Origin of the sequence: Sinorhizobium meliloti (genome assembly GCF_017876815.1) — a bacterium.
Lineage (GTDB): Bacteria > Pseudomonadota > Alphaproteobacteria > Rhizobiales > Rhizobiaceae > Sinorhizobium > Sinorhizobium meliloti.
The window spans coordinates 464,320-476,933 of the sequence record NZ_JAGIOS010000003.1 but is presented as its reverse complement, the minus strand read 5'-3'; the positions used below and the strand labels follow the sequence as shown (position 1 = coordinate 476,933).

At 62.5% G+C, this 12,614-nt stretch carries 11 protein-coding genes; all 11 read right to left on the bottom strand.

From position 1 onward, the window contains the following. Positions 1-560: 560 nt before the first annotated feature. A complete protein-coding gene (locus JOH52_RS28750; protein ID WP_017266248.1) occupies positions 561-2,354 on the bottom strand; it encodes a copper resistance CopC/CopD family protein in 1,794 nt (597 codons plus the stop codon). Then, entirely contained in the window at positions 2,261-2,791 is a 531-nt protein-coding gene (locus JOH52_RS28745) for a YcnI family copper-binding membrane protein (RefSeq protein WP_014531562.1), read from the bottom strand. The genes JOH52_RS28750 and JOH52_RS28745 overlap by 94 nt, the downstream gene beginning before the upstream one ends. 820 nt (positions 2,792-3,611) lie before the next feature. Beyond that, positions 3,612-4,292: a Crp/Fnr family transcriptional regulator gene (locus JOH52_RS28740; protein ID WP_014531561.1), complete on the bottom strand. Its 681-nt coding sequence runs from the start codon at positions 4,290-4,292 to the stop codon at positions 3,612-3,614. 91 nt (positions 4,293-4,383) lie between these two features. Beyond that, the gene (ccoS, locus tag JOH52_RS28735; RefSeq protein WP_013845435.1) at positions 4,384-4,533 is read right to left on the bottom strand and encodes a cbb3-type cytochrome oxidase assembly protein CcoS; all 150 of its coding nucleotides are present in this window, start codon (positions 4,531-4,533) and stop codon (positions 4,384-4,386) included. Further along, on the bottom strand, positions 4,530-6,809 hold the full coding sequence (locus JOH52_RS28730) for a cation-translocating P-type ATPase (RefSeq protein WP_013845436.1): 2,280 nt from the start codon (positions 6,807-6,809) through the stop codon (positions 4,530-4,532). The genes ccoS and JOH52_RS28730 overlap by 4 nt, the downstream gene beginning before the upstream one ends. Further along, a complete protein-coding gene (locus JOH52_RS28725) occupies positions 6,806-7,294 on the bottom strand; it encodes a FixH family protein (protein WP_013845437.1) in 489 nt (162 codons plus the stop codon). Before JOH52_RS28725 ends, JOH52_RS28730 begins: the two co-directional genes overlap by 4 nt. Continuing rightward, positions 7,291-8,865 carry a cytochrome c oxidase accessory protein CcoG gene (ccoG, locus tag JOH52_RS28720; protein ID WP_014531560.1) on the bottom strand — a complete coding sequence of 525 codons (1,575 nt, stop codon included), beginning with the start codon at positions 8,863-8,865 and terminating at the stop codon, positions 7,291-7,293. The genes JOH52_RS28725 and ccoG overlap by 4 nt, the downstream gene beginning before the upstream one ends. Before the next feature lie 228 nt (positions 8,866-9,093). Next, complete coding sequence (gene ccoP, locus JOH52_RS28715; protein WP_013845439.1) at positions 9,094-9,963, bottom strand: cytochrome-c oxidase, cbb3-type subunit III; 870 nt, start codon at positions 9,961-9,963, stop codon at positions 9,094-9,096. A gap of 3 nt (positions 9,964-9,966) precedes the next feature. After that, complete coding sequence (locus tag JOH52_RS28710) at positions 9,967-10,119, bottom strand: CcoQ/FixQ family Cbb3-type cytochrome c oxidase assembly chaperone (RefSeq protein WP_010967642.1); 153 nt, start codon at positions 10,117-10,119, stop codon at positions 9,967-9,969. A 12-nt stretch (positions 10,120-10,131) separates the two neighbouring features. Then, complete coding sequence (gene ccoO / locus JOH52_RS28705) at positions 10,132-10,863, bottom strand: cytochrome-c oxidase, cbb3-type subunit II (protein ID WP_010967643.1); 732 nt, start codon at positions 10,861-10,863, stop codon at positions 10,132-10,134. A gap of 13 nt (positions 10,864-10,876) precedes the next feature. Beyond that, positions 10,877-12,496 carry a cytochrome-c oxidase, cbb3-type subunit I gene (gene ccoN / locus JOH52_RS28700; RefSeq protein ID WP_014531559.1) on the bottom strand — a complete coding sequence of 540 codons (1,620 nt, stop codon included), beginning with the start codon at positions 12,494-12,496 and terminating at the stop codon, positions 10,877-10,879. Positions 12,497-12,614 lie beyond the last annotated feature (118 nt).

The window sequence follows — 12,614 nt, the reverse complement described above, 5'->3', positions numbered from 1 at the left end:
AGATGTCCTTGGCTTAAGACTCGCTGGAGCCATTCCGAGCAGAAGCCGCGCCCCTGAACTGATATGTTCGTGCACGAGAATGGCATGCACGTCTTTGCGCTTGCGCAAACAGCTCAGTGCTGGGGTAAGAAGAGAAACCGAGCGCTACCAGCGCCAGAAGAGCAGAGCCCATGAAGTGCCAGCACAGCAATGAAGGGGCCGCCGCGAGAACCTCGAGATGAGAACCGCTCCGTCTGCGAGCTCAATCGCTAAGCCAGGCGGCCGTGGTAGAATATCTCGCACCCGCGAGGATGCGATCTCTGGGCATGCCGTGGCTGAAGGAACTGCGCGCGGCCGGCACGTCTGCGCCAGGTGAATTGCGTCGGGTTCCAGCGGCCGAGACCCAGGGTCGCAAGGGCAACTATCAGCACGATAACCACCGTCATTGCGAGCGCGGTCGCGAGACATACGAGATGTGAAGTCCTCCATCGAGGAGCGTCGAACTGAGGGTCCTTTTCGCTGGAGCAAGTAACGCCCGCCGGTTAAGCCCGAAACTTGGCTCCGTCCCGCGCCAAGCGTACTCAGCGCCGGATGTCAACCTCGCCTTCGAGCTTCACCAGCTCGAAGTCGGAGACCAGGAGATCAAGCCGCACATGCCAAGTGCCGGGCAAGGGCACGACAAAACCATCGACGCGCCAGTTCGCCTCCCCGGCGCGCTGCGCGGGCCTCCGGATCGCTTCTATGCCAGACGCCGGATTTGAAAGGACGAGCGTCACTTCCTTGGGCGTGAGGACCTTCGCGTCCTTGCTGAACACCTCGATGGATGCCGCGACCTGCCCGGCGCGGCCAGGCGAGAGCCGCACGTTCGCCATGGCCCGCGGTGCATGGAGATGAACGGTTGCAGGCTGGGCAGCGGCGATCTCCAAGGCGCGCGGCGGGGGCGTGAACCGCCAAACTGCGGCTACCCCGAAGATCAAGACGGCGACGACGGTTTCGATGGCGATCGACCGAGCGAGGCGCCGTGCCGCCGGTGCGTCCCGTCGTTCTGCCGGCTCCGTCAGCCGTAGGCGATTGAACACGGCAAGTGCAAAAAGCAGGACGAACAAGGCCAGTTTTGCGAGGAGGACGGCCCCGTAGGCAGTTTCGACCAGTGCCGAAAGATTTCGAACCTGGACCACGGCCAACACGATGCCGGCGACGATCAGCAAGGCGAGGACGAGCGGGATCGTGTTGGAGAAGCGGCGCAGCATGTATCCGGACTCTGGAGTGCGGCGTGCGAGCGCTAGCCCAAGCGGTATGAGCGCTCCTGTCCAGAACGCGATGCCGACACCGTGAAGGAAGACCATCGGGCGCGTAACCCATTGCGGTTCCGCGGCGCTGGCATGGCCGCTCAGCGCAAGTGCCAGACCCGTCCCGATGAGCGCAGCCAGCGAAAGAAGGCGCCCCCAGCCGCCTTTCGCGACAAGCGCGAAGATCGCCATCGCAGATGCAAGAACGGCGACGACGGAGGTCCGGCCGAAGCTAGTGCTCATTCCAGCTTGCCAAGTCGCCGAATCCGCGAGGCGCCGAAGGGGAGCGGCGAGTGCGTCAAGGCCCTGGAAGCCGACAGACAACAGCGCTCCGAAGAGCCCGATGCCGAGAATGATGTGAACGGTCACGGTTCCGGAGCGCTCGACCCTTCCAAGCCATGACAGGGCGAACGACCCACCAATCCCTAGAAAGAGGCCGAGATAGAGTGCGACCTTTGCCAGCCATATTGCCGTGCCGACCTCTCCGTCGATTTTCACTGCGGCTGCGCGAGGGGTTGCGCCCGGCGGTCCGATCGAGAAGATCACGGAGCCGCCGATCGGATGTCCATCTTCGGAGATCACGCGCCAGACAAGCACATGCGTGCCCCGGACGAGACTGGATGGTGGCTCGACTTCCAAAGTTCGATCGCGCGGCTCGTAACGTTCGAGGCTGACACTCGAGCCGTCCGGCCCGACCAGCTTGAGGGAGAGCGGCGAGACCGCTTCGCTGAAGGTCATCGAGAATGTCGCAGGCGACTCCGCAAGCACGGCGTTGTCGGCAGGAATGGTCTCGACCAGCGACGCATGCGCGAAGGCCGTTGCGGCGAGCCAGAGCCATGCGGAACAGGCAAGCACGGACACTGACAGCGGGCGAGCCGGGTCGCGGAATTGGTGCCCTTCAAGCGTTGCCTGCGCATGATCTTCAAGCCTTCCTCCGTCAGCTATAGGGAAGCGCGCCTGGAGTGCGCCCTTCCCTCCGCCTCTCGTTGATTTCAGTGGCCCCGTGCCTTTTCGAGGAGCTTTACGCCGGGAGCCGGAAACTCGAGATCGTCGCCGCTCTGGCCTTCGGCCGGAATCTCGATCCACCGTTCAACCGCATTCGCCGAGCATTCCTGCACGGTCGGGAAATAGAGCATCTTTCCGACCGGCAGGTCAGGAGTGAGGAAGACGCGCACCACGAACTCGTCGTATTCGTCGTCTCCCAGATTGCCGCCCTTCCACAGCACCTCCTTCACGCCGTCCTTCGTCGGAGTGCCGTGGTTGCCGTAGGCTTTCTCGTAAGCGCCGCTCACCTTCTCCAGGATCCAGCCGGGCTTCGGCATCGGCTTGACGGCAATGACGCCTTCCGGAATCAGGACGCGCACGACGTTTGTCGGCTTGCCCTCGCAGCCGTGCGGCACGCGGAAGACGGCCTTGTAGCTCGCGCCGACCGCGGCTTCCTTCGTTTCGAGCGAGGTGTGAGCGATCGCCGCTCCCGCACCAACGGCAACCAGGGCGGCAGTCAGCGCCAGTTTCTTTAGCATTGGACTTCTCTCCTGTATCGAATGCCGGCTCCCGCCGGCGAGGTTTCACACGGACCAGCATTGCCGGTCCGCTTCATCGCTGAAGGGATTGACTTGCGGACTGGGCGGCCAGCCGGTTTCATGAGGTTTCGGATAGCCCGCACCTCGACGAACGATGGTTCTAGGTGGTGGTACGATATTGGCGTGCGATGACACGCACGACGCGGTCCGGGATCGGTGGCGGGGCTCGCGCACTGCCGGGCTCATGGTCGCTTCTGCGAACGAATACCTCGCAGTATGGAGGCAAGACAGCGCCTGAAGACCGCGGCGTTACGATCAGCGACGTGCCGCCGCTAGGTGCAGCCGGCAGCGCCGAGGACATGGCGCATCCGAGAATGCAGCACTCGGGCAGCTTATCATGATCGCCGCCGCGATGCCCGCTGTCTGAATGGCTTGCGCCCGTAACACAGATTGCCGAACGCGTCGAATGGTAGGATATCCGGCGCCTGGCCGGCGAACGCGTGGACCACGGACTGCAAGGCGAGCATGCAGGCGGCAACCAGCGCCAGCCCTCGGCTCAATCCCGTCCGTTGTCTCGCCATCGTCCAATCTCCATTCCGGCGGTGCAATCAATCCGACAAATAGACGAGCCTCCGGAACCGATCATTGTTCCAGATCAACAACCGTTGGTGTCGGAGAGACGTGCGCAGTCGCCGCAAACATGTATATTGCTCGCGCGCGAGGCATGGAGAGTATCCATAACGTAGTGGGTTGCGAATTTCGTGGCTCGGACGCAAGAAAGTCACAGTGGATTTTCCGGTCCAGCGCCTGTAGGCACGCATCAGAACCGCTCCAGCGCATGCCTGTCGTGAATTTCGATCATCCGACCCTTCACGGTGACTCCCGACTGGCGGAGCGTCGAAAAGGCGCGTGACAGGGCTTCCGGGGCAAGGCCAAGTTTCCCCGCAAGCACGCTCTTCTGGAACGGCAGGCGGAACGAGAAGCTTGTGGCGGTGCCGTTTGGACAATGACCGAGTAGATAGCTGGCAACCCGCTGGGGAGCGGTGAGCAGGCGATCTTGCGCGAGCAGGTCTTCCGTCATCTTACCTCGATGGCAAAGATGCTCGATGAAAGCCTGCGCCACGTCGGCGTCTGCGGCGGCGAGTTGGCGAAGCTTGGCACCGTCAATGCGCGCAACAATGGATGCTTCGGCAGCCTCCGCGCTGGCGGTTGCACGCCCCAGACACATGGCGTTCTCGGCAAACATTTCCCCTTTGGAAAACACCGCGACGTCGGCCTCGCGCCCGTCTTTGCCAACACGGTAGAGGCGAATCAGACCTGAAAGTAGAAAGAAAACGTCGTCGATGCTGTCGCCTTGGTGGAAGAGGACATCGTGCTCCTCGTAAGTGGACAGCCTCGTGTCCTCGAGAATGGCGTCGACAGTGGAGCGCGGCAGCCGCACGAAGAAACGCGAACCCAAGAAGGTCGTCCTATCGCTCGAAGTTAATTGCAGTGTCTCCATTGCGCGTGTCCCAATGAACATGCCACCAGTCTAGGGCTATGTCGGTTTCGGTAATTTGATCTTGGTCAAATAGCTATAAAGTCTGGCTTCATTAACCCTCGCCATCGCCGTCGTCGAGTATGCGCCAGGACGCTCCGTCGAGGTCCTCGTACTGCCCGCTCTTGAGCGCCCACAGAAATGCTACGAGTCCAAGACCACCGAGACTGAGTGCGATTGGAATGAGATAGACGAGGGTGTTCATGACGTCACCGCGCCTGGATGCATCAATGTGGTTGGCGTACCGGGCTTACCGTCGGCAAGCGTGTGCTTCAGTCTCAGAGCATTGAAGACTACCACGAGCGACGAGGTGGACATCGCGACAGCGGCAACGAGCGGAGTCGCGTAGCCAAGAATTGCGATCGGCACGGCGATGACGTTGTAGCCGATCGCCAGCACGAAGTTCTGCCGGATAAGTCGGCCGGCATGCCGCGAAGTCTCGATGGCGAAGGGAACTGCCGATAGGGGCTGATGCATGAAGACTAAGTCGGCAGCCTGCCGTCCGACATCGGCGGCAGTCGCCGGAGCCATGGAAACGTGCGCCGCACGCAGAACGGGCGCGTCGTTTATGCCGTCCCCAACTACCAGGGCCTTGTGACCTGCCTCGGCGGCAACCGCGCATGCCTCGACCTTTTCGCGTGGCGAGAGTTCGGCATGCCAGTTCGCAATCCCCAAACTGCTGGCGAGGGCCGCTACCACAGGCTCCCGGTCGCCGGACAGGATTCCGGTCGCAATGCCCAGGCGGCCAAGGGCTTCGATCGATTCGCGTGATGCGGGCCGCGGCCGGTCCTCGAACCGGAAGCAGGCAAGCTCACAAAAGTCCAACGACAGGATTGTCTCAGATTGGCCGCCGTCAGGCCCCGGACCGCCGACCGCAAAGTCGCGGCTCCCGAGCCGATAGATGCCCTCCTTGGTCTTCACTTCGATGCCGGCGCCGGGAATTTCCCGGATATCGCCGGCAATCGGCGAGGCTGCCCCTGCCGAATTCTGAATTGCTATTGCCATTGGATGGCGCGAATGCACCGCGATACCCGCCGCCATTGCGAGCCGACCCGGTGAGATTTCGTGCCCGTTCACGAGCCGTGGTCTGCCGATGGTCAGCGTGCCCGTCTTGTCCAGGAGCACTGTGTCGATCTCAGCGAGACGCTCCATCGCCGAGCCATCCTTGACCATGACACCGCCTTGGAAAAGCCGCCCGGCCGCAACGACCTGGACGACCGGAACGGCGAGACCGAGTGCGCAGGGGCACGTGATGATGAGCACCGCCACCGCGACCAACATGGCGTGGCGGACATCTCCCTCCACCAGCATCCAGCCGACGAAGGTCAGGAGCGCCAGCAGATGCACGGCCGGCGAGTAATAGCGAGCGGCGCGGTCGGCGATGCGTCGGTAACGCGCCCTTCCCCCTTCGGCAGCCTCCATCAATCCGATGATTTCGGCGATGAACGAGTCGCGCGCCGCGGCCGTCGCCTCCAGCGTCAGCGGACCCGTGAGGTTAAGCGTACCGGCCTGAACGGTGTCCCCTGTCGCGACCACGGCCGGCGAGCTCTCGCCGTTGACCACGGAGCGATCGAGATCGCTTGTCCCGTGCAGCACCCGTCCATCGACCGGGATACGCTCGCCAGCCGCGACAATCAGGCGTTCGCCTGGCTTGATCTCGTCGACGGGGCGATACTCGCGCGAGCCATCCGGATGGACAACCGTGGCCCCGCGCGGCGACAGGCGTGCGAGACCGCTGATCGCCGTTCGTGCACGTCCCCGCATCATGTGATCGAGCGTACGGCCGATCAGCAGGAAGAACAGCAAGGTCACGGATGCATCGAACCAGGCATGTTCGCCATGACCAATCGTCTCATGGAGCGACATGCCATAGGAAAGGCTGACGGCGAGCGCGATCGGCACATCCATGTTGGTTCGGCCGTGGCGAATGGCGTTCCATGCCGACTTGTAGAAGAAGCGGCCAGCATAGATCAGCGCTGGTCCGGCGATCAGCGCCGAGATCCAGTGGAAGAGATCGCGCGTGGCCGCATCCGCCCCGGACCAGACTGACACGGAGAGCAGCATGATATTGGTTGCGGCGAAGCCGGAAACGGCAACCGCGAGAATCAACTGCTTCAGCAGGTCGTCGCTTTCCTCCCCCCCGAACGAAAAGAGATGTGTCTGATAGCCACGCTCAGCGATCGCATGCAAGAAATCACAGGGATTGGTGCGACGACCGCCAACCTCCTCCTTCCAGACGATTGAAACGCGGCGGGAGGAGAGATTGACGCGGGCGCGTTCGACTTCAGGCTTGGCGCGCAGCGCTCCTTCGATCGTGGCGATGCAGGCGCCGCAATAGGCGTTGGGGACACTTAGCTCCGTCTGACGCAACCCGCCTCCGAGGTCCCGGCTCGCAAGCCAAAGTTCTTCGGAAGAAGGGAGCCGCTGGCCCGCCCGTTCTGCAGCCAAGTTTGTCGCGGCTCCCGCGGCGCAACAGCTCATTGGACCTCTCCCGAGACGATGAAACGAATGGCCTGGCGATAGACGAGCGCTCCACCCGCCATTGCCGTCACGTCAGCAACCCACTGGCCGGGTTTCAGCGACTGCTCGGCGGCGAAAACACCGACACCCATACGCACCAGCTCGACGTGCATATCCTCATGCTCCTCGACTGGTCGTTTGAGAACGGCGATGACCTTGTCAATTTTTCGCTCCGGTTCGCCGTTGCGGGTAAGCACGTAGCGAATAGCACCGGGTTCGGTCGATAGCCGTCCCCTGATGCCGCTTGCCTCAAAGGCGCGACCCTCGGCCACCTTGCCGTTGAACTGCTGGCTGGCGACGTAGGTGTTCTCCACGACAAGGCCGCTCCAGCTTCGGCTGGCGTTCCAGGCCATGACGAGGTTTACGGAGATAATGGTCCCGAAGAAAAGGCCCATGACGGTCAACATGTGCCAACCGGTGAATCCGCGCTGTTTTGCCGTGCTCATCGTCTTGCTGCTCCCGGTAGATTGAAATTGGCCTGATACACATCGCGTTCGTGGCTGGACGGGTCCTCCGCAATGAGGGAGAAGCCCCCTTCCGCCTCGGCAAACCCGCCCTTTGGCAATGTGACGAAGACTTTGAGGGGTGTGACCTTGTCCGGCTCGACACCAATCGTGACGCTCCGCCCGTCGCCCGTCGCCTGTCCTGCCACGCGCATAGTGGCGGTGGGCATACCCTCGATCGTCAGGCTGATGGTGCGCTGTTCTGGGATCATGTTGAGAAGCTTCACCATGTAGCCGTTGCGGACCGAGCCGTCGGATTCGACGACGAACTGGGGGTTGCGGTCGTGCAGGACGTTCAGTTCTAGCCGGTCGCGCGCCAGCAGGCCGAAAAGAAGACCGAATCCGACCATCGTCCACACGCCGAAATAAACGAGAACGCGGGGTCGGAAGACGATGCGCCAGCTGAGATGCCTCACCTTGTCACGGAAAGCGCCATGGGCGTCGCGCACACGGCTCGGATCGATCGCCGCAGTCCCGCCACTCGTCGCGAGGGCCATATTGGCGGCATAGTCGCTGAGCGTCGCGTATGAGATCAGCCCGCGCTCGCGGCCGAGCTTGTCCATCACGCCGTCGCAGGCGTCGATGCAGAGCGCGCAGGTGATGCATTCGAGCTGCTGGCCATCGCGTATGTCGATGCCCATGGGACAGACGGCAACGCAGGCGTTGCAGTCGACGCAGTCCCCGACGACGTCGCCGGCCGCAGCCGCCTTCTTCGCATGCCGCGAGCGCGGCTCCCCCCGCCAGTCGTTGTAGGTTACGACGAGCGAGTTCTCGTCCAGCATGGCCGCCTGGATGCGCGGCCATGGGCACATATAGGTGCAGACCTGCTCTCGCATCAGTCCCCCGAAGACATAGGTCGTCGCGGTCAGAATGCCGATCGTGGTATAGGCGACCGGCGGCGCATCGAGCGCGATCAGGCTCGACATGAGCGAGGGCGCATCGGCGAAATAGAATATCCACGCGCCGCCGGTTGCAACGCCGATCGCAAGCCAGATGGCATGCTTGGCCACGCGCTTGCGTATCTTGTCGAGGCTCCACGGTCCGGCGTCGAGGCGCATGCGGGCGTTGCGGTCGCCCTCGATGAAGCGCTCGACGACGAGGAAGAGATCGACCCAGACGGTCTGCGGGCAGGCGTAGCCGCACCAGGCCCGCCCAACTGCCGACGTCACGAGGAAAAGCCCGAAGCCCGCCATCACCAGGAGCCCCGCGACGAAGAAGAACTCCTGCGGCCAAATCTCTACGAAGAAGAAATAGAAGCGCCGGGAAGCGAGGTCGATAAGGACTGCCTGATCCGGCGCATGCGCCCCGCGGTCCCAGCGGATCCACGGCGTCAGATAGTAGATGCCGAGCGTCACCAGCATCACCAGCCATTTGAACCGGCGGAAACGACCCTCGGCCCGCTTCGGGAAGATCTTCCGACGCTTCTCGTAAAGCGGACCGCGCACGCGGGCGGCATTGACGGTTTCGGCATCGAGCCGTCCGACTGTAGCTTTGGTTTTGGGTTGGTGGAGCATGGAGGCAGGTTCCGGCGATAGTTTCGCTTGTGAGGCGACCTTTGCCGATGTGCACGCTGTTCACCTTGATCTGCGTCAAGTCTGCGGCCCACATGCCCCACATGCGGTGGAAAACCCCAAGAGCTTTGAACGGAGCGGTTTCTTCCGATAGAGGAACGAAAATCTGACCAGGCCGGCCTGTGGTCGGGAAGCGGCCGCGCGGGTGCACGGCCGATTGATCGTGGGCCTCTACTCGCCGCCGCCTAGCGAGTGGACGAACACCGCGAGCTGCTTGACGGTGTCGTCGCCGAGGCGCGGCAGCCATGCGGGCATCACGCCGTGCTTCGGCGTCTTCATCTGAGTGATCACCGCCTGCTCGCCCTCGCCTTTCAGCCAGATCGGATCGGCGAGGTTGGGTGCTCCCATCTCACGGTTTCCTTTCGCGTCGGCGCCATGGCAGGAAGCGCAGTTGTCGGCAAACACCTGCTTACCCTGCTGGACCAGGTGTGGTTGCGAAGGAGCCTGGGTGAGGCTGACCACGTAGGCGGCCGTCTGCTGCATCTGCTCTGGTGTCAGCATGTCGCCGAAGGGCGGCATCTCCGAAACCCGCGTCTCCCCATCGGGGGCGTGGCGAACTCCATGAGCAATAGTCTGATAGATCTCTTGCGGCTTGCCGCCCCAGAGCCAGTCGTCGTCATTGAGATTCGGGAAGCCCTGCCCGCCCGCAGCCCCCGAGCCGTGGCACTGGGCGCAGTTCACCTTGAAGGCGGAAGCCCCGGCTGAAACGGCAAATTGCTGCAGTTGCGGATTTGCGATGATCTCTTCGACCGAACTCGATGCGATCTGCTCCAGATTGCCGGCCTGGGCAGCCTTGGCAGCGGCCAGTTCGACGCTGACCTCGGCGCGGCTCGAATAGCCGAGCATGCCCTTGGTCGCCTCCGTCAGCATAGGCCACGAGGGATAGGCGATCGCATAGCCGATTGCCCAGATGATCGTGGCATAGAAGCTGTAGACCCACCAGCGCGGCATCGGATTATTGAGTTCGCGGATGCCGTCCCATTCGTGTCCGGTTGTCTCTACGCCGCTTATCTCGTCAATGTGCTTGTGCTTGTCGGCCATGGATCAGTCCTCCTTTAACGGGATGACAGACGCCTGAGCGGCAGCGTTCTTGGCGCCGGGGCGGAAGATGAAAAAGACGACGCCGAGGAAGAACAACGTCATTGCGAGCAATCCCCAGCTATCGGCGAAATGGCGCATGGCCGTGTACGTTTCCATGTTGCCTCCTTCTCAGCGGTAGCCGGCGGCGTCGTCGTAGGTGGAGAAGTCGACGAGCGTGCCCAGCATCTGGAGATAGGCGACGAGCGCGTCCATCTCCGTCAGCCTTTGCGGATCGCCGTCGAAGTCGCCGAGCTTGGCCTTGGGATAACGTGCCTCGACGCCCGAACCGTCGGCATTCGGATCGGCCTGGGCCTTTAGGTCCGCAGCCGCGTTGCCGATCATCTCGTCGGTGTAGGGAACGCCGACCGCCCTGTTCGCCTCGAGGCTCATGGCAACGTTCTTCACCTCGAGCGGCGTCTCCTTGAGGAAGGCGTAGCTCGGCATCACAGATTCCGGCACGACCGAACGGGGCTCGATCATGTGCTGGACGTGCCATTCATTGGAATAGCGGTCGCCGACGCGGGCGAGATCCGGTCCGGTTCGCTTGGAACCCCATTGAAAGGGATGGTCGTACATGGATTCCGCGGCGAGCGAGTAATGGCCGTAGCGCTCCACCTCGTCACGGAAAGGACGGATCATCTGGCTGTGACAGACGTAGCATCCCTCGCGGATGTAGATGTCGCGGCCGGCAAGCTCCAGCGGAGAGTATGGCCGCATTCCCTCGACCTTCTCGATGGTGTTTTCGAGATAGAAGAGCGGCGCGATTTCCACGATTCCGCCGATGGAGACGACCAGGAGCGAGCCTATCAGCAGCAGCGTGGCGTTGCGCTCGAGTATCGCGTGTTTGTCGAGAATCGACATGGTCTATGCCCTCCTATTCTGCAGGTGCCGGCAGCGGCGCGGCACCGAAGATCGGTTCCTCGTCGCGGACGCGACCGAGGATCGTCATTGTTACGTTGAAGGCCATGAGGAGCGCGCCGGCGAGGAACAGGGCGCCGCCGGCGGCGCGCATGACATAGTAGGGGAACATGGCCGCGACCGTTTCCGCGAAGGAGTAGACGAGGAAGCCCTGGTCGTCGTATTCGCGCCACATCAAGCCTTGCTGGATACCAGCGACCCACATGACAGCGGCGTAGACGACGATGCCGAGGGTGGCGAGCCAGAAGTGCCAGTTGACCATGCGGACGCTGTAGAGCCGTTCGCGGTTCCACAGCTTCGGCACCAGATAGTAGATCGCGCCGAAGGTGATCAGTCCGTTCCAGCCGAGTGCGCCGGAATGGACGTGGCCGATGGTCCAGTCGGTGTAGTGGCTGAGCGAGTTGACCGTCTTGATCGACATCATCGGGCCTTCGAAGGTCGCCATGCCGTAGAAGGCAACGGCCATCACCATCATGCGGACCACCGGGTCGGTGCGGATCTTGTCCCAGGCGCCGGAGAGCGTCATCAGACCGTTGATCATGCCGCCCCACGAGGGCATCCAGAGCATGATGGAGAAGACCATGCCGAGCGTCTGCGCCCAGTCGGGCAGCGCCGTGTAGTGCAGGTGGTGGGGACCCGCCCAGATGTACATGAAGATGATCGCCCAGAAGTGGATGATCGACAGCCGGTAGGAATAGACCGGGCGGTTCACCTGTTTCGGGATGAAGTAGTACATCATCGCCAGGAAGCCCGCCGTGAGAAAGAAGCCCACTGCGTTGTGTCCGTACCACCACTGCGTCAGCGCGTCCTGCACGCCGGAAAATGCGGAGTAGCTCTTCGAACCAAGGAAGGAGACGGGCACCGCCAGATTGTTGACGACGTGCAGCATCGCGATGGTGACGATGAAGGCGAGATAGAACCAGTTCGCCACGTAGATGTGCGGTTCTTTGCGCTTCATGATCGTGCCCAGGAAGGCGACGAGGTAGGCAACCCAGACGATTGTTAGCCAGAGGTCGACGTACCATTCCGGCTCCGCGTATTCGCGGCTTTGGGTAATTCCGAGCAGGTAGCCGCTGGCCGCAAGCACGATGAAGAGCTGGTACCCCCAGAAGACGAACCAGCCGAGGTCACCTCCGAAGAGCCGTGCGCGGCTGGTGCGCTGCACGACATAGAACGAAGTTGCGATAAGCGCGTTGCCACCGAAGGCGAAAATGACGGCGGACGTGTGAAGCGGCCGTACCCGGCCGAAATTGAACCAGGGCTCCACGTTGAGGTCCGGAAAAGCAAGCTGAAGGGCGGCGACGACGCCGACGAGAAAGCCGACCACGCCCCAGAACACGGTCGCGACGACGCCGTACTTCACAACCTCGTCGAAGTATTCGCTGCGACGGCCCGGATGACCCGCGACAGCCGGACGGAAGTCGACGCGGCGCATGAGCACAAGGGTGCCGGCGAGCAGCACGAAGAACAGCACCCACATGTGCGCGCCGAACAGGCGGTCCTGGGCAAGGCCGGCTCCGACCAGCGCCAGGAAGGCGCCGACGGAAAGCACGACCATCTCGACTGTGTGTTTCATGATAGGCCCCAACTCTCGCTAATCGCTGACTGGCGCGTGTGCACGACGCGCCAAACTGTTGCGAGAATTGTCAGAGCCCGGCCTTGGGCACCTTGATCCAGATCAAGTGTTTTGGAAC